Genomic DNA, 16,952 nt, shown 5'->3' with positions numbered 1-16,952 from the left:
TACCTACCTGTTTGGGTCAATCCGTGACCCGTACGCTCAGGGTGTTGGCCGTTCGGTTTCCCACCCCGGCGCTCTGATTCAACTGGATCACCCCACGGCTACCGGTGAAGGCCTGATCGCTGGTAGCGACCTGGCGATAGCCTGGTGCAGAGTCAGTTGGATCGGAGTTGGTGATCAGCGCCACGTTCTGTTGCCTGAGGACGCTGTCGTCGATACTTTGCGGCTGTGTGCTGATGCTTATCCGCAGGGCATTAGCTTGCTGGTTGCTGGCGCCCGCGCTCTGGTTGACGCCCAGTACGCCGTTGCCGTGGCTGAAAGAATCGCCTTGAATGCTGGATCGAGCATCGATACTGGGGTCGACCACCGTCCGCAGCCGTTGGCGAATCTGTGTGGTCGCGCTGGCTCCATGGCCAACGGCGATGGCCCGGGCGTTAGCCTGTTGCTGTAGATCGCCGGCAGCCTGGTTGACGGCGAGGTTGCCCTGGTACTGCATGCCCGAACCGTCGATTTCGGCGTTATTGATGACGGGAGGTTGGGCAAAGGTCGATGCACTGCAAAACATGGCGATAATCAGCAGCGTACGATTCATCTTAACGGTCTCCCGTCATGACTTTCATAGCACCCAGGCCTTGCTGGACGCTTGAATTGACCATGTTGGCAATACCGTTGCCGGCATTTCCCGAACGTCCAGCGGGGAGGTTGGAAAGCTGGCTCTGGTTGCTGATATTGCCGCCCAGGTTGCTGGAACCTTGAGCGACCAGGCGTGTGATGCCTGCACCACTGGCGACACCGGCAAAGTCTCCGTCGCTCAACTCGTTCGTTTGACTGTGGATAGTTTTGGACGGGTTGGCATTGGCGGTCGTGGGGCTGGGGTCGGGCATCACCGGCGCACGCGTTGCCATGCGCGGTTGGACATCGCGTTTGATAATGATGATGCCGTTGTCAGCGTGTACAGGCAGGCAGACACTTGAGCCCAGTGCGCATCCGATCAGCAGGAGGCTATAGATGTTGTTTTCAAGTTTCCCCACGGCGGCAATTCCTTCTGTAAGTGGAACGCTGGCCCTTATCAGCGTTGCGAGGTAGAGAGCAGAAGGTGTGCCGGTTTTTTTTTATCTTTTAAAAACAGTTGGTTGGCTTTAATTGTCGAGGTGGTCAAAAAATTTAGTAACGCCATTGAGACAGAGCCACGCAAAAACGCCGTCCAAGCTGGCGGTTTTGCTCGCTAAGGGCGCTGAAGGCGGGTTGTATCAGTGGTTTAACATTTTCTTGCTGGAGTGCTCGAGTCGCTCTAGCTCGCTGGTTTTAGCAAGGATGGGTGTTTCAGGAATGGACATTGGCGGCAGGGCGGGGAGTCCGCTGGTCAGGCCTTGAGCAAGCGCGTCACAGCCTCGAATGCTGCGTCCTTGCGCTGTTGCCAATCACCTTGCAGTACCTGGCAAGGCTGGCGGTGCAGGTCAAGCCATTGGCGGCTGGCCTGGAAAAACGCCTGGCGTTCTGCCAGTTGCGGTTGGCAACGCTGCCCGTCGTCATGCCAGGTCACGGTTTCAGGGCTCAGCAGCAAATGCAGGTCGTAGTGCCGTGCCAGCAATGCTTGTTCGATCCACGTCGGGCAAGCGCCAAACAAAGTCTGGCTCCAAAGGATATTGCTTAATAGGTGTGTATCGAGAATCAACAGGGATGGTTGTCTGGCGCGTGCTTCATCTTCCCATCTCAGCTGGCCATGTGCTATGCGTGCAATGTCATCGTAGCAGGTTTCCCGGGCTTCGCTTTCGATGAAGCGCCGAACGTACTCGCCGACCAATATGCCGCCAAAATTGGCGTGAATCTCACTCGAAAGCCAGCTTTTGCCACTGGACTCGGGGCCTGTGAGTACCAGAACTTTCATGTGCGCAACGCCGGATCGGCCCGCCATTCCCGCCAGCCTTGCACGGCAATCAGGGCGAACAGCGCGTAGAGCCCGGCGGTCAGGTACAGGTCTTTGTAGATAAACAGCCCGACGAAGATCACATCCAAGGTGAACCACAGCGGCCAGCATTGAATGCGTTTTTGCGCCATCCATAACTGCGCCACCAGGCTGAAGCCAGTCAGTGCCGCATCGAGCCAGGGTTGTGCGGCATCGGTCCAGTTCGCCATTGCAGCGCCCAGCAACAGACTGCCGATCGCGCCAATGAGCAGACTCAAAGCGACCGATTTACCGTCGAGCAGGCTGACCTGCCGACCATGGTGCGCGCCCCTCGCATGCGTCCACTGCCACCAGCCATAGAGCTGCAATGCGGCGTAGATCACCTGCAGGAGCATGTCCGAGTAGAGCTTCACCTCAAAAAAGATCCAGCTATAAAGCAGCACCATGACCAGGCCGATCGGCCAGCACCAGGGGTTCTGTTTGACCGTCAACCAGACGGCAATGACACCGAGGGCAGCGGCAAACAGTTCAAGCCCGGACATGGAGGTTCCTTGGGGGAAGTCGAAGAGGAGCGGATTGTAACGGCAGGCGCTGCCAAGTAGAACCGGCGTGCGCCGCCCTGTGTAGCAGCTGTCGAGCTCGCGAGGCTGCGTTCGGCTGCGTAGCAGTCGTGAAATCAGACACCGCAGTGTGTCAGAAAAAACTTGCAGGCAGGATTGACGACTGCTCCGCAGCCGAAGGCAGCCTCGCAAGCCCGGCAGCTGCTACAGGGCTGTCGTTACACCCGGAACTGCTTGAGCAGCCCGTTCAACTGCTCACTCAATTCCTTCAGATGAACGCTGGCCACGCTCGACTGTTCAGCCGCCAGCGCCGTGCTGTGAGACAAACCGGCCGCCTGGGTAACGTTCTGGTTGATGTCCTCGACCACATGCGCCTGTTGCAAGGTTGCGCTGGCGATGGAAGCGTTCAACCCGTTGAGGTTGCGCAGCGCCTGGGCAATGGCATTCAGGCTTGCACCGGCCAGGCCGGCCTGCTCGATGGTCAACTGCGATGCGCGGCTGCTGTCGCCGATCACTTTGACCGCCGCTTCGGAGTGGCTTTGCAGGCGTTCGATCATCGACTGGATCTCGGCCGTGGACTTCTGGGTACGCTGGGCCAGCAGTCGCACTTCATCGGCCACCACCGCAAAACCGCGACCTTGCTCGCCGGCCCGGGCGGCTTCGATGGCCGCATTGAGGGCCAGCAGGTTGGTTTGCTCGGCGATGGAGCGGATCACTTCGAGGACGCTGCCGATCTGCGTGCTTTCGGCGGCCAGGGTACGAATCACCTCCACCGCCTGGTCGATGGTGGACGACAGCTTGTCGATCTGTTGCAGGCTGCCATCGATATTGACCTGACCTTGCTGCGCCTGAGACTCGGCGTCGCGCATTTCGCTGGCGGCGTGCTCGGCGTTTTTCGCGACGTCGTGTACGCCATACGTCACTTCATTGATTGCTGTGGCCACCAGTTCCATTTGCTGGGACTGTTGCTGACTGCGTTGCTGGGCCTGGGCGGCGTCGTTGCCCAGTTCGCTGGAAGACTGGCCCAGGGCACTGGCAGACACTTGCAGTTCCCTGATCACCAGTCGCAGCTTGGCGGTGAAGGCGTTGAAGTGACGTGCCAATTGCGTGACTTCATCCTGGCCATGGGTGTCGAGGCTGTGGGTCAGGTCGCTCTCGCCGCTGGCGATGTTGGCCATGGCGTTCACGGTTTCCTGCAGTGGACGCACGATGCTGCGGGCAATCAGGATGACCAGCAGCGCCATGATCAGGGCAATCACCAGCCCCACGAACGAAGCCTTCCAGACCTGGCCATAGAACTCGGCCTGCATGTCATCGATATACACGCCCGAACCGATCACCCAACCCCAGGGTTCGAAGAGTTTGATGTAGGAAGTTTTTTCTACCGGAGCGCTGGCGCCCGGTTTCGGCCAGCGATAGTCGACGGTGCCGGCACCCTTGGTCTTGGCGACGGCGACCATTTCGTTAAACAGGGCAAAACCGTCCGGGTCGCGGATCGCCGAGAGGTTCTGGCCATCGAGTTTCGGGTTGGCCGGGTGCATGATCATCACCGGCGTCAGATCATTGATCCAGAAGTAGTCGTTCTGGTCATAGCGCAGACCGCGAACGGCGCTCAGAGCTTGCTTCTGTGCAGCATCGCGGGTGAGTGTGCCGGCGGTTTCGAGGTCGTGGTAATAGGTCAGAATGCCACTGGCGGTTTGCACCACATGCTGGGTTTTCTGAGCCTTGGCGTGGTACAGGTCATCGTGAATCTGCTTGAGCATCAAGACGCCCAACGTCATTAGCATCAGGACGGCCACGATCAAGATGAGCCACAAACGTCGGCTGATCGACATACTGCGCAAGCTGTTCATAACGCTGTCACTCCGGTTTCTTTTTCTTGTAATAAATGATCGCCAGCATCCAACCACACTTTGCCAATCGGTCATATCCGACCCAAGTCCAATAACGCGGCAGCGTTAATCAGACTTGTCTGATAGGATTTCGGCCCCGCACGGAAAAACCTGAATCCAAGTTGATTTTTCACGGAATTTTTATGGTTTCGGCTGGATTCTATGCGCGCGGTGCAGCAGCGACGCTGACCGCAGTCAACGTTCTGAAAAAAATATTTACGGGGCATGCCGTAGCGCATCGCTTCTTGGGGGATTGATGGATCTTTGGACTGCCTTTTCGGCATTGATTCTTGGGGTTGTAGAAGGGCTGACGGAGTTTTTGCCGATTTCCAGTACCGGGCACCAGATCATTGTGGCTGACCTGCTCGACTTCGGTGGCGAGCGGGCCATGGCCTTCAACATCATTATTCAGTTGGGGGCGATTCTGGCGGTGGTGTGGGAGTTTCGCCGCAAGATATTCGATGTGGTTATCGGTTTGCCGACGCAGCCGAACGCTCGACGCTTTACCGCGAACCTGCTGATCGCCTTTCTGCCGGCTGTGGTATTGGGGGTGATTTTCGCTGATCTGATCCACGAGTATCTGTTCAACCCGATCACCGTGGCCACGGCGTTGGTCGTGGGCGGTATCGTCATGCTGTGGGCTGAGCAGCGTCAGCATGAAGTGCATGCCCAAACCGTTGACGAAATCACCTGGAAAGACGCGCTGAAAGTTGGCTTTGCCCAGTGCCTGGCAATGATTCCCGGGACCTCGCGCTCCGGCTCGACGATCATTGGCGGTTTGCTGTTCGGCTTGTCGCGCAAGACCGCCACCGAGTTTTCTTTCTTTCTGGCGATGCCGACCATGGTCGGCGCGGCGGTGTACTCGGGCTACAAGTATCGCGACCTGTTCGTGCCGTCTGATTTTCCGGTGTTCGCGATCGGTTTCGTCACGGCGTTCATCTTCGCGATGATTGCCGTCAGAGCCTTGCTCAAGTTCATCGCCAGCCACAGCTACGCAGCGTTCGCCTGGTATCGCATCGCATTCGGCCTGGTCATCCTGGCCACCTGGCAGTTTGGCTGGGTCGACTGGACCGCGGTCAAGCCATGAATGACGCCAGCGCGCGCAACAAACCCGGACGCAAGCCCGCAGGAGAGCTTCGCAATCTCCAGCTGAAACTGTTGGTGTTTGCGGTCCTGTGCGCGCTGCCGCTGTACGGCTCGATGTCGTTGTGGTTGCGTGGGGTTTCCGTGATTCCCTTGGCGGCGTACGGAGTGGTCAGCCTGCTGGCGTTCTTGCTGTACTGGAGCGACAAGCGCAAGGCGCGCGCCGACCATTGGCGCACACCTGAGAACGTGTTGCATGCGGTGGAGCTCGCCGGTGGCTGGCCGGGCGCCTTGCTGGCGCAGCAGCTGTTTCGGCACAAGACGCGCAAGCTCTCGTTTCAGCTGGTGTTCTGGATCATCGTGCTGATGCATCAGGTGTTCTGGATCGATCAGCTGTTTCTCGGCGCCCATCTGTTCGCGCTGCTTTAAAGCAGCAGTCCGACCTGGGTGCGCTTGGGCAACTTGCTCACCACCAATTGATGGGAACGCTGCAACAAGCCTTGCAGCTCTTCAGGGCCCAACGGGTAGGGCGTTTCCATGATGATCCACTGAGCCCGCGCCAGATACGGCGCCGGGCGGATTCCCGGGCGGTCGCAATGACCGAGAAACAAGTCCTTGTCGACCTTGAAGGCCAAGGATTCGCCCCGCAGATTCTGCAAGGCAAACATCTTGTTCCCCGCAATCGAAAACACCCGTACGCCACCCCACTTGTAGTCTTCCCGCGCACCCGGCAGCGCGAGACAGAATTGCGCGACATCCTCTTCGCTCATACGTCCAGCCTTCATATCAGTCGGTCCCCACAGGCATTGAATGATTCGATCAAATGGTCGAGCCAGGCGCGTACGGCCGGCATCACCCCGCGCCGATGAGGGTAGACCGCTTGCAGCCAGCCGCCAGGCAGCGACCAATCAGGCAGCAACTGCACCAGCGAGCCGTTTTCCAGTTCCTGCTCGCAATACATCATCGGCAGCATGGTAAAACCCTGGCCGGCGAGGGTGCAGGCCTTGCGCACGATAAAGTCATCGATGCCCAATCGCGCTTCGAGAGTGAAATCGCAGCTTTTGCCCTGTTGGTCGAGCAGGCGGATATGCACCATGCGGTCGGCCTCCAGGGCGCCGAGCACGGGCAGGTTTTTCAGGTCTTCGGGGTGGTTGATTTCACGCCCGTGCAAAAAACCGGGGCTGGCGACCATCGCCATCTGCGCCTGACGCAAACGTCGGGTGACCAGCAGCGGATCCTCATCGCCCAACTCACGTACTCGCAGCGCCACGTCGACGCCCTCGGTCACTAGGTCGACGCGGCGGTTGAGCAACATGACCTCCAGTTGAACCTGAGGATACTTCTCAAGGAAATCGCTGATTACTGGCGGCAGAATTTCGTGGGCCAATCCGACGGGGCAGGACACTCGTAAACGCCCGCGAGGTTCGCTGGACATGCTGGCGACGGCTTCATCGGCCATTTCAGCTTCCAGCAGCATCGCCTGACAGTGCCGCAGGTAACGTTCGCCCACGGCGGTCAGCTTGAGTTGTCGGGTGGTGCGTTGCAGCAGGCGCGCGCCAAGGCGCTCTTCCAGCTCGGCGATGCGCCGCGACAATCGCGACTTGGGAATTCCGAGCAAACGCCCGGCTGCCGCGAAGCCACCGGCTTCAACCACCTTGGCGAAGTAGTAGAGATCATTGAGGTCTTGCATGGTGGGAGCTCTATTGTTCTATCAGTGGGACGAACTATCGCATTGTCGCAGTCTAATCAGCTATTGGTTTCGTCTGTAGGATTCTCCCCATCAGATCGCCTCGTAGCGATCCTCACCTGGAGATCCCACATGAAACTGCTGCATATCGATTCGAGCATTCTTGGTGACAACTCGGCTTCCCGTCAGCTGAGCAGCGAAGTCGTTAAAGCCTGGCAAATCGCCGAGCCGACTGCCGTGGTGACCTATCGCGACCTGGCCGCCGATGCCATCAGCCATTTCTCCGCCACGACCCTGGTTGCCGCCGGTACCACCGCTGAACTGCGCAACGCCGCCCAACAGCACGAAGCCGAGCTGAGCGCCACCACCCTGGCCGAATTCCTCGCCGCCGATGCCGTGGTGATTGCAGCTCCGATGTACAACTTCACCATCCCGACCCAACTCAAGGCCTGGATCGACCGCATCGCCGTTGCCGGTCAGACCTTCCGTTACACCGAAGCCGGCCCTGAAGGCCTGTGCGGTGGCAAGAAAGTCGTGATCGTATCGACTTCCGGCGGTCTGCATGCGGGCCAGGCGACTGGTGTTGCTCACGAAGAGTACTTGAAGGTGCTGTTCGGCTTCATCGGTATCACTGACCTCGAGTTCGTCCGTGCCCATGGCCTGGCCTACGGTGACGAAGTCCGCACCAAAGCCATGAGCGACGCTCACACGCAAATCAGCGAGCAGTTGTTCGCCGCTGCGTAAGGCTTCTGTAAAGAAAATCAAACAGCTCGAGCAATACCCAAAAAACTCTGTATTCTGACCACGCAAGTGCCAGATGCGGAGTTTTTTGTTTCTGGCTGTTTCGGAATTTCATTAAATAGTGGCCCGAGTTATGCAGTCGAGGATTAACGTCCCCGGTCAGTAGCCAGGTGGAGCCTCCCATGGTGCGTCTTTGTGCAACCTTGCTGATTTGCCTGCTCAGCAGCCTGAACTCAGTGCACGCCGCGCCTGCGCCGCATCCTCACTGGAGCGTCGGTTTCCATGAGATGAGCTTTCTCGACCCTCTGGACTTGCAGCCGATGCGCGCCATCGCTTTCTACCCCTCCAGCGACAAGGAACACTCCAGCATCCTCGAGGGCTACACGGTCGAAGCGGGCGAAGATACCCGAGTCGCCATCGGCCGTTTCCCGATGCTGATGCTGTCCCACGGCAACACCGGAACCCCGCTGGCCTTAAACGACCTCGCCACATCGCTGGCACGCAAAGGGTTTGTGGTGGTGGCGGTGATCCATCCCGGTGACAACTCCAAAGACCACAGCCGCCTCGGTACGTTGAGTAACCTTTACGGTCGGCCCATCCAGATTTCCGAAGCCATTACCGCGACGCTGGGCGATCGAATGCTCGCGCCCTTCGTCAATGCCGATCAGGTGGGTGTGATCGGTTATTCGGCGGGCGGGGAGACGGCGCTGATTCTGTCCGGCGCTACACCAGACCTGGACCGTCTGCGCCGCTATTGTCAGGAGCGCCCGGACGACCGCGATGCCTGCAACACCCAAGGCGAATTGATTGCTGACCGTGATGACTTGCAACCGGTGGCCGACCCTCGGGTTCGCGCCTTGTTGCTCATGGCGCCGCTGAGCCTGAAGTTTGGTCGCCATACCCTGGCCGACGTGCATGTGCCTGTCCTGCTCTACAGCGGCGACGGCGACAAACTGGTGGCGTTCGACAAGAATGCCGCGGCGCTTGCGCGCAAACTGCCGATCGCACCGGACTTCAAGTTGCTGGCCGGGGCAGGGCACTTTGTGTTCCTGGCGCCGTGCAATGAAGAGCAGATCATCGCCATGCCGGCGCTGTGTACCGATGCCGATGGCGTAGACCGCAAAGACATCCATCGCACCATGGTGTCCGAAGCGGGGCGTTTCTTCTCTCACGCGCTTGGCAAACCGACCCGGGCCGGAATGCAGACGGCGGATCAGTGAAATTCACACCATTCGCGGCCGATCAGGCCATGGCGCGGCGTTTCAGTAACAGGGTCAAACCGAGTCCTGCCACCGACAACAACGCCGCGCTGAAGAAAATCCATGTGTACCCGAGGTTCAACGCCACGGCGCCCATCAACGGCCCGGCAATCGCCAGCGCCAGATCGAAAAACACCGCGTAAGCACTCAGTCCCGCCCCGCGACTGGAGTTGGGCACTTGCTTGATCGCTTCGACCCCCAGCGCCGGATATACCAGCGACAGACCGAACCCGGTCAGGCCTGCGCCGATCAGCGCATAACCGGTCGAAGGCGCGAACCACAGCAACACCAGGCCCACCGTTTCAATGCTCATACAGGCAATGGCCGAGGTGAATCCACCGAAACGGCTAATGCTGGAGATGAACAACAGTCGCGCCAGAATGAAACAAACGCCGAACACCGTCAGGCAATAAGCCGCGCCGGCCCAGCCACGGCTGACGTAATAAAGGGTAATAAAAGTGGTCAGCGTGCCATAACCGATGGAGGCGAGGCTCAGGCTCGCACCGAACGGCGCAATGCGCCCGAACACCGCCCAGAACGGCAGGCGTTCGCCGCGAATCACCGGCACCGAGGGTTTGTTGCGGATCAGCAACAACGCCGCCAGCGCCAGCACCGACAGCGCGATCCCAAGACTGGCGAACCCCAGTTCGCCGACCATCACTACCCCCAGCGGCGCGCCAATGGCGATGGCACCGTAGGAGGCGATGCCGTTCCAGGAGATCGATCGCGCGGTATGTTCAGCGCCCACCTGACCCATGCACCAACTGATGGTCCCGACCCCGATCAAGCCTTGGGCGATCCCCAGCAACAAACGGCCAGCGATCAGAATCAACAGACTCAGCAACGGAAGACTTTGCAGCAGCGTTGAAATCAACGTCAGCACGCCGCTCAACACAATCCCCGATAACCCGTAAACAATCGCCCGTTTCGTGCCGATGCTGTCCGACAGGCGCCCGGCCATCGGGCGGCTGAGCAGGGTGGCCAGGTACTGCGAGCCGATGGTCAGCCCCGCGATGATCGCGCTGAAACCCAGCTGCTCATGGACATACCCCGGCAACACCGCAATCGGCAGGCCGATGCAGAGGAAGGCAATAAAGGTATAAAAGACAATGGAGACGATCTGCAGGGTGATCGCCATGGAGCTTTGCGGGGGTAGTTGCTGCACAGACATGAGGGCTCGTTCGCGGGCGGCGGTAGGAGACCTGCATCATGGCGCGGGCTGCAAATAAAAGGAAGCAGGCTAACTATGTTCGTAGGCTTTGAGGGCCTCTTCGCGAGCAAGCCCGCTCCCACAGGGGAACGCCTTTCACATGTGGGAGCGGGCTTGCTCGCGAAGGTCTCGGCACCAAAACATCCCATGTCCCTGAAATGCAAAAAGCCCCGTCACAAGGACAGGGCTTTTTATTTATAGCGAACGCTTAGAACACAACGCCCTGGCTACGCAGGTAGTCGTCATAGGTGCCACTGAAGTCGATCACGCCGCTAGGGCTGAGTTCGATAATGCGGGTGGCCAACGACGATACGAACTCACGGTCGTGGCTGACGAAGATCAGCGTGCCCGGGTAGTTCTCCAGCGCCAGGTTCAGCGCCTCGATGGATTCCATGTCCAAGTGGTTGGTCGGTTCGTCCATGATCAGCACGTTCGGCTTTTGCAGGATCAGCTTGCCGAACAGCATGCGACCTTGCTCACCACCGGAGATGACCTTGACCGACTTGAGGATCTCGTCGTTGGAGAACAGCATACGGCCGAGGGTACCGCGAACGATTTGCTCGCCGCCCTGGGTCCATTGGCCCATCCAGTCGAACAGGTTGCAGTCGTCTTCGAAGTCGTGCGCGTGGTCCTGGGCGTAGTAGCCCAGTTCCGCGGCGTCGGTCCACTTCACAGTACCGGCATCCGGGGTCAGTTCGTTGACCAGGGTGCGCAGCAGGGTGGTTTTACCGATACCGTTCGGGCCGATGATCGCGACGCGCTCGCCAGCTTCAACCTGGAAGCTGAAGTCCTTGAACAGTGTCTTGCCATCGAAGCCTTTGGCCATGCGCTCGACGATGACCGCCTGACGGTGCAGCTTCTTGGTTTGTTCGAAACGGATGAACGGGCTCACACGGCTCGAAGGCTTGACCTCGGCCAGCTGGATCTTGTCGATCGCCTTGGCGCGGGAGGTTGCTTGCTTGGCTTTCGAGGCGTTGGCCGAGAAGCGGCTGACGAACGATTGCAGTTCCGATATCTGCGCTTTCTTCTTGGCGTTGTCCGACAGCAGTTGCTCGCGGGACTGGGTCGCCACGGTCATGTATTCGTCGTAGTTGCCCGGGAACAGGCGCAGCTCGCCGTAGTCCAGGTCAGCCATGTGGGTGCACACGCTGTTCAGGAAGTGACGGTCGTGAGAGATGATGATCATCAGGCTGGAGCGCTGGGTCAGGATGTTTTCCAGCCAGCGGATGGTGTTGATGTCCAGGTGGTTGGTCGGTTCGTCGAGCAACAACACTTCAGGATCGGAGAACAGCGCCTGAGCCAGCAATACGCGCAGTTTCCAGCCTGGGGACACTTCACTCATCGGGCCGAAGTGCTGCTCGATGCCGATACCCAGGCCCAGCAGCAATTCGCCAGCACGGGATTCGGCGGTGTAGCCGTCCATCTCAGCGAACTCGGTTTCCAGTTCAGCAACGGCCATGCCGTCTTCTTCGGTCATTTCCGGCAGCGAGTAGATGCGGTCGCGCTCGGCCTTGACCTTCCACAGCTCTTCGTGACCCATGATCACGGTATCGATCACGGTGAATTCTTCGTAGGCGAACTGGTCCTGGCGTAATTTACCCAGACGCACGTTCGGCTCGAGCATGACCTGGCCGCCGGACGGCTCGAGGTCGTCGCCGAGGATTTTCATGAAAGTCGACTTGCCGCAACCGTTGGCGCCGATCAAGCCGTAGCGGTTGCCCGCGGCGAATTTGACCGAAACGTTTTCGAATAGCGGCTTGGCGCCGAACTGCATCGTGATGTTAGCTGTAGAGATCAAAGGTTTTTCCTGCGAAGCATTCAGAGTAGCTAGGGTTGCGGCAGTACCGATTCAGTACCCGTTTCCGGTTTTCGAACCACAGGAAATGCATCCCGGTCAGAAGCGGAAGGTCCATCTGGCAATAAGTGGACAGCAGCATATGGAGCGCTTGGCCCGAGTCGAAGTGCGCTGAGACGGGGTTCATTCCCGTCATCAACCAAGGGGGGCGCGTAATGTTTGGCGGCGATTGTACTGGTCTGGCTCTTTAAACGATAGGGCGTTAAGGCCGCACGGCCACTTTGGCAGCATCAGTGGACAGATTTTCACATCTGAAGGTTAACTATTGGTTACAAACTGTGGCTAAAATGCCATCTATCACCTGATGCCGACAGGCGGCACAGGCTCAAGGACGCGCCAGTCGGGTCCGCTATCTCGTATTCAGACGCTGCACAAGTCCCTCGTGCCGATGGGCCGGCAAGGGACGCAGTTTGTTCACTTCTGACGTGTGACGATTTTTGTGAAATTGATCATTGCCGCTGTTTACGTTGCATCCATTGCGTACGTCCACTTGCGCGGACGCGTGCGCCACAAGCTGGGCCGCCAACTGAGCGACCACTCGACGTTTCTGGCGCCGATCAACTGCTTCCTTTATATGTTCTCGAAAATCCCCAACAAGCCTTATCTGAACCCGGCCGACTTTCCCGATCTGAGTCCCTTGCAGGAACATTGGGAAGAAATTCGCGCCGAGGGCCAGAACCTGCTCAGGGCCGGGGAGATCAAGCGCTCGAATCAATACGACGACGTCGGCTTCAACTCGTTCTTCAAGACGGGCTGGAAACGTTTCTACCTGAAGTGGTACGGCGACAGCCATCCTTCGGCGATGAAACTATGCCCGCGCACTACTGAACTGGTGCAAAGCATCGGCTCGATCAAGGCTGCGATGTTCGCCGAGCTGCCACCGGGTTCGAAACTGGTCCGTCACCGCGATCCGTATGCCGGTTCCTATCGCTATCACCTGGGTCTGGAAACACCGAACGATGCCGGTTGCTACATCAACGTCGATGGCGAGAACTACCACTGGCGCGACGGTGAAGCGGTCATGTTCGATGAGACCTTCATTCATTACGCCGAAAACACCACCGAGCAGAACCGCATCATTCTGTTCTGCGACGTAGAGCGGCCGATGAAGTATCGCTGGGCGGCGGCGTTCAATGGCTGGTTCAGCCGTAATGTGATGTCGGCGGCGGGCGCACCGAACGATGCGGGTGACAAGACCGGCGGTATCAACCGCTTGTTCGCCAAAATCTACAAGATTCGCCTTCGCGGCAAAGCGCTCAAGAAGCGCAACCGCAAGCTCTATTACCTCGAAAAGTGGGCGATTTTTGGTGGTTTGCTGGCGATTTTCGTTCTGATCTGAAGATTGTTTCACGGCGTATGGCCTCTTCGCGAGCAAGCCCGCTCCCACAGTTGACCGCGATCTAATGTGGGAGCGGGCTTGCTCGCGAAGAGGTCATAACATTCACCGCAAACCTTCAATCAGCCACGAGAAGTCTTCGTGGCTTTTTTCTGCGCGGCGGGTTTTGCGGCCGGCTTCGTTTTGCCCGTGCTCTTGCCCCCAAGACTACGTTTAAGCAGCTCGGTCAGATCGATAACGTCTGCGGTTTTGCGTTCCTCTTCGCCAGTCGCCGTTTCGACATCTTCGATTTTTCCTTCGTTGGCCTTTTTCTCCACCAACGCCATGATCTTGTCTTCAAAACTGTCGCGATAATCCTCGGGTTTCCAGTCTGCGCTCATGTCCTGAACCAGTCGTTTGGCCATGTCGAGTTCACCCTTGGCCAGTTCGGGCTTGGTGACTTCGCTGCCCAGCTCGAGGGTGTCCAGACTTCGCACTTCGGCGGGCCAGCGTAGCATCACCAATACCATCGCCGATTCCAGCGGCATCAGCGCGGCGAGGTGCTGGCGCGTGTGCAGCACAACATGGGCGAGGGCGACTTTGTTGGTTTTGCTTAGTGTTTCGCGCAACAGCGCATAGACCTTGCCACCGCGTTTATCCGGCGCGAGGTAGTAGGGCGTATCGATGTTTTGCAGGGGAATCTGCTCGCTGTCGACAAAGGAAAAGATGTCGATGGTTTGAGTGGACAACGGGTGCGCCGACTTGATTTCCTCTTCGCTGAGGATCACATACCGACCCTTTTCATACTGCACACCTTTAACGATGTGTTCCTTGGTCACTTCCTTGCCGGTGACCTTATTGACGCGCTTGTAGCCCACCGGGTCCATGCTGCGACTGTCGAGCCAGTCGAAATCCACCCCGTGCGAGGATGTCGCCGAGACCAGCGCCACAGGGATATGCACCAGACCGAAACTGATCGCGCCTTTCCAGATTGCCCGTGCCATGGTCGTCTTCTCGCGTGTGATGTTCAGGTGACCTGTGGCCTGGCGCAAAAGTTTCAGTGGCTTGCAGCCCGGTCTTGTGGGGGATCAGGGGCGTACTCAACTTCGTGTTACATCTTGCCGGGGAGGTTTTAGTTAACAAATTCGAACCCCGGGCGTAGCGTGATATCGAAGTTCCTATCCACGCTGATGTCGAGAGGCTCGTCATGAACAGATTTGTGCTCGGCTGCACCGCGTTGGCGTTGAGTGGCTGGCTGAGCAATCTGGCCCAGGCCGACACCGCGCCGCCACCTTCTTCACTGCTGTTGGCCCAGAGCCCGACAGGCAACGCCAGCAATCCTTACAACAGCCCGATTCGCCGGGCCAATCCCAACAGCATGCAAGGCACGCAACCCAGCGCGCCGGTCATCCGTGGGCCGAACACAGTGCCCGTGCCGCGGCCACCGACGCTTGATAATGGTGGCATCGGCAACCGCTATCCCCAAGGTCGGGAGCCTCCCGCCACTCCACCGAAATTCATTCCCAATCCACCTCATCGAGACGCAGACACCAACTACCGTTGAACGGCACGGCAGCGTTCTTGCCAGCCATTCGAACGACAAAAGGAATCGTGCATGTCGCGTAAAACCCTTCTGGCCACACTGTGTGCCAGCGCACTGATCACCGCCGCGGCGCCCGTTTTCGCGGCGCCGACCCAGAACCTGAAAAGCGAACAGGGCACCCTTGAGGTGACGACAATGACCAAGGGGCTCGAACATCCCTGGGCCTTGGCGTTTCTTCCCGATCGCCAAGGGATGCTGGTGACCGAACGGCCCGGCAACCTGCGGGTTGTCAGCGCCGACGGTAAACTTTCCGCACCGCTCAGTGGCGTGCCGAAGGTCTGGGCCAAGGGGCAGGGCGGCTTGCTGGATGTGGTGTTGTCGCCCGACTTCAGGCAAGACCGCACGGTCTATCTGTCGTATGCCGAAGGCGGTGGTGAGGGCGGCAAGGCCGGGACGGCGGTTGGTCGCGGACGTCTGTCTGACGACCTGACGGGCATAAAGGATTTCAAAGTGATCTTTCGCCAGGAGCCCAAGCTTTCGGTCGGTAACCACTTTGGTTCGCGCCTGGTGTTCGACCGTGACGGCTACCTGTTCATCACCCTTGGCGAGAACAACGACCGGCCGACTGCCCAAGACCTCGACAAGCTGCAAGGCAAGGTGGTGCGGATCTACCCGGACGGCAAGGTGCCGGACGACAACCCCTTTGTCGGTCAGGCCGGCGTACGCCCGGAAATCTGGTCCTACGGCCAGCGCAATCCACAAGGCGCGGCGCTCAATCCCTGGACCGGCACCCTTTGGGAAAACGAACACGGTCCCCTGGGTGGCGATGAAATCAACATCATCGAACGTGGCAAGAACTACGGCTGGCCGATGGCAACCCATGGCATCAACTATTCCGGCCAGCCGATTCCGGAAGCCAAGGGCAAGACCGCCGAAGGCACCGTCGCCCCGCGCCACGTCTGGGAAAAGTCCCCCGGCCTCAGCGGCATGGCGTTCTACGACGCTGACCGCTTCAAGGCCTGGCAGCACAACGTGTTTATCGGCGCGTTAGTGAGCCAGGAGTTGATCCGCTTGCAGTTCGATGGCGACAAGGTCGTTCACGAAGAGCGATTGCTGGGCGAACTCAACAAGCGCATTCGCGATGTGCGGCAAGGCCCGGACGGGTACTTGTATGTGCTGACCGATGAGGACGATGGAGCCCTGTACAAGATTGGACTGAAGTAACCGACACCTGTAGCAGCTGCCGAAGGCTGCGTCCGGCTGCGTAGCAGTCGTAAATCCAGACACCTCGGTCTGACTGAGCTGCCGCATTGGATGATTTTACGACTGCTACGCAGCCGGACGCAGCCTTCGGCAGCTGCTACATCTATGGGGGCTCGGGCTCGGGCTCAGGCGGTTGGCAAATTGACTGCCTTTCTCCGATCCTGCAACCCACGCACCACCAAGTACAACAGTGGCCCGATGGAGACGAAAACTGCGGTGATCAAAAGGTAGGGAACCACCGACCACCCCGACTGCCCCCGCTTGCGCGCATCGGTGTACATCCAGATGCCCGCGAGCGTCGCCAGCAGGTACAAATCAATCACCACCTGCGCCGTGTCGGGGCGCGACATCAGGCTGATGCCGAAGTCGATCAATGACTGTTCGGCCTGAAGCATCACCGAAACGGTGTAGCCGGCGAACGCAATCAGGGTAATGAGGGGCAGGGCGACAGACTTCATGGTTTCCTTCCTTGGGACGATGAGCGTAGTCGTCAGCCTACAGAGGTCGAGGAAAATTGGCCATTGACTTGCCATCAGCGTCCGGCTAATTTCCGGACATGACTTCCACTGTATTGCGCTGCCAGCCAAGCATTATTACCGCCATTCCTTATTTGGCGGGCTAGCTCACGACTGCAGCACCCA

The 16,952-nt window shown here is 58.8% G+C and carries 18 protein-coding genes; 7 read left to right on the top strand and 11 right to left on the bottom strand.

Going from position 1 to position 16,952, the window contains the following annotated elements; all coding sequences use genetic code 11:
* Positions 1–16: 16 nt before the first annotated feature.
* The 5 genes from KGB23_RS23460 to KGB23_RS23440 all read right to left on the bottom strand — a co-directional run bounded on the left by KGB23_RS23460 (position 17) and on the right by KGB23_RS23440 (position 4,316).
* Positions 17–589, bottom strand: a complete 573-nt coding sequence (locus KGB23_RS23460) for an adhesin (RefSeq protein ID WP_223432779.1) — start codon at positions 587–589, stop codon at positions 17–19.
* A gap of 1 nt (position 590) precedes the next feature.
* Positions 591–1,028 (bottom strand): hypothetical protein, encoded by a 438-nt coding sequence (locus KGB23_RS23455; RefSeq protein ID WP_223432778.1) that lies wholly within the window; start codon positions 1,026–1,028, stop codon positions 591–593.
* 332 nt (positions 1,029–1,360) lie between these two features.
* Positions 1,361–1,885: an AAA family ATPase gene (locus KGB23_RS23450; protein ID WP_223432777.1), complete on the bottom strand. Its 525-nt coding sequence runs from the start codon at positions 1,883–1,885 to the stop codon at positions 1,361–1,363.
* Positions 1,882–2,445, bottom strand: a complete 564-nt coding sequence (gene pnuC / locus KGB23_RS23445) for a nicotinamide riboside transporter PnuC (protein ID WP_223432776.1) — start codon at positions 2,443–2,445, stop codon at positions 1,882–1,884. Before pnuC ends, KGB23_RS23450 begins: the two co-directional genes overlap by 4 nt.
* Positions 2,446–2,681: 236 nt before the next feature.
* Positions 2,682–4,316 carry a methyl-accepting chemotaxis protein gene (locus KGB23_RS23440; RefSeq protein ID WP_223432775.1) on the bottom strand — a complete coding sequence of 545 codons (1,635 nt, stop codon included), beginning with the start codon at positions 4,314–4,316 and terminating at the stop codon, positions 2,682–2,684.
* 295 nt (positions 4,317–4,611) lie between these two features.
* Here KGB23_RS23440 and KGB23_RS23435 point away from each other — a divergent pair, with 295 nt between their 5' ends.
* Both KGB23_RS23435 and KGB23_RS23430 read left to right on the top strand, forming a co-directional pair.
* Complete coding sequence (locus tag KGB23_RS23435) at positions 4,612–5,442, top strand: undecaprenyl-diphosphate phosphatase (protein WP_223432774.1); 831 nt, start codon at positions 4,612–4,614, stop codon at positions 5,440–5,442.
* A complete protein-coding gene (locus KGB23_RS23430; RefSeq protein ID WP_223432773.1) occupies positions 5,439–5,867 on the top strand; it encodes a DUF1294 domain-containing protein in 429 nt (142 codons plus the stop codon). Before KGB23_RS23435 ends, KGB23_RS23430 begins: the two co-directional genes overlap by 4 nt.
* Here the strand turns inward: KGB23_RS23430 and KGB23_RS23425 are convergent.
* Both KGB23_RS23425 and KGB23_RS23420 read right to left on the bottom strand, forming a co-directional pair.
* Positions 5,864–6,223, bottom strand: a complete 360-nt coding sequence (locus tag KGB23_RS23425; RefSeq protein WP_008149946.1) for an MmcQ/YjbR family DNA-binding protein — start codon at positions 6,221–6,223, stop codon at positions 5,864–5,866. The genes KGB23_RS23430 and KGB23_RS23425 overlap by 4 nt on opposite strands.
* Positions 6,220–7,128: a LysR substrate-binding domain-containing protein gene (locus KGB23_RS23420; RefSeq protein WP_223432772.1), complete on the bottom strand. Its 909-nt coding sequence runs from the start codon at positions 7,126–7,128 to the stop codon at positions 6,220–6,222. Before KGB23_RS23420 ends, KGB23_RS23425 begins: the two co-directional genes overlap by 4 nt.
* A gap of 129 nt (positions 7,129–7,257) precedes the next feature.
* On the opposite strand from KGB23_RS23420, the gene KGB23_RS23415 reads away from it, so the two are divergent.
* Positions 7,258–7,869 (top strand): FMN-dependent NADH-azoreductase, encoded by a 612-nt coding sequence (locus KGB23_RS23415; protein ID WP_223432771.1) that lies wholly within the window; start codon positions 7,258–7,260, stop codon positions 7,867–7,869.
* A 179-nt stretch (positions 7,870–8,048) separates the two neighbouring features.
* On the top strand, positions 8,049–9,086 hold the full coding sequence (locus KGB23_RS23410) for an alpha/beta hydrolase family protein (RefSeq protein ID WP_150655937.1): 1,038 nt from the start codon (positions 8,049–8,051) through the stop codon (positions 9,084–9,086).
* A gap of 22 nt (positions 9,087–9,108) precedes the next feature.
* On the opposite strand, the gene KGB23_RS23405 is transcribed toward KGB23_RS23410, so the two are convergent.
* Together KGB23_RS23405 and KGB23_RS23400 are read right to left on the bottom strand one after the other, a co-directional pair.
* On the bottom strand, positions 9,109–10,296 hold the full coding sequence (locus KGB23_RS23405; protein WP_223432770.1) for an MFS transporter: 1,188 nt from the start codon (positions 10,294–10,296) through the stop codon (positions 9,109–9,111).
* A 247-nt stretch (positions 10,297–10,543) separates the two neighbouring features.
* Complete coding sequence (locus tag KGB23_RS23400) at positions 10,544–12,133, bottom strand: ABC-F family ATPase (protein ID WP_008149954.1); 1,590 nt, start codon at positions 12,131–12,133, stop codon at positions 10,544–10,546.
* 496 nt (positions 12,134–12,629) lie between these two features.
* Between KGB23_RS23400 and lpxO the strand changes: the two genes are divergently transcribed.
* A complete protein-coding gene (gene lpxO / locus KGB23_RS23395; RefSeq protein ID WP_223432769.1) occupies positions 12,630–13,529 on the top strand; it encodes a lipid A hydroxylase LpxO in 900 nt (299 codons plus the stop codon).
* Positions 13,530–13,648: 119 nt separating this feature from the next.
* Here the strand turns inward: lpxO and KGB23_RS23390 are convergent, their stop codons facing one another.
* Positions 13,649–14,509, bottom strand: a complete 861-nt coding sequence (locus KGB23_RS23390) for a Ku protein (RefSeq protein ID WP_223432768.1) — start codon at positions 14,507–14,509, stop codon at positions 13,649–13,651.
* A 203-nt stretch (positions 14,510–14,712) separates the two neighbouring features.
* Between KGB23_RS23390 and KGB23_RS23385 the strand changes: the two genes are divergently transcribed.
* Entirely contained in the window at positions 14,713–15,069 is a 357-nt protein-coding gene (locus KGB23_RS23385) for a hypothetical protein (RefSeq protein ID WP_223432767.1), read from the top strand.
* A gap of 51 nt (positions 15,070–15,120) precedes the next feature.
* Positions 15,121–16,272, top strand: coding sequence for a PQQ-dependent sugar dehydrogenase (locus KGB23_RS23380; protein WP_223432766.1), 1,152 nt, complete (start codon positions 15,121–15,123; stop codon positions 16,270–16,272).
* A 164-nt stretch (positions 16,273–16,436) separates the two neighbouring features.
* Here KGB23_RS23380 and KGB23_RS23375 read toward each other — a convergent pair whose 3' ends face one another.
* Positions 16,437–16,769, bottom strand: coding sequence for a DUF2834 domain-containing protein (locus KGB23_RS23375; protein ID WP_223432765.1), 333 nt, complete (start codon positions 16,767–16,769; stop codon positions 16,437–16,439).
* Positions 16,770–16,952: the final 183 nt, after the last annotated feature.

It is taken from the genome of Pseudomonas sp. GL-B-26 (genome assembly GCF_019947405.1).
GTDB lineage: Bacteria > Pseudomonadota > Gammaproteobacteria > Pseudomonadales > Pseudomonadaceae > Aquipseudomonas.
The sequence above is the reverse complement of the archived record's forward strand: the minus strand, read 5'-3'. Positions and strand labels throughout refer to the sequence as shown.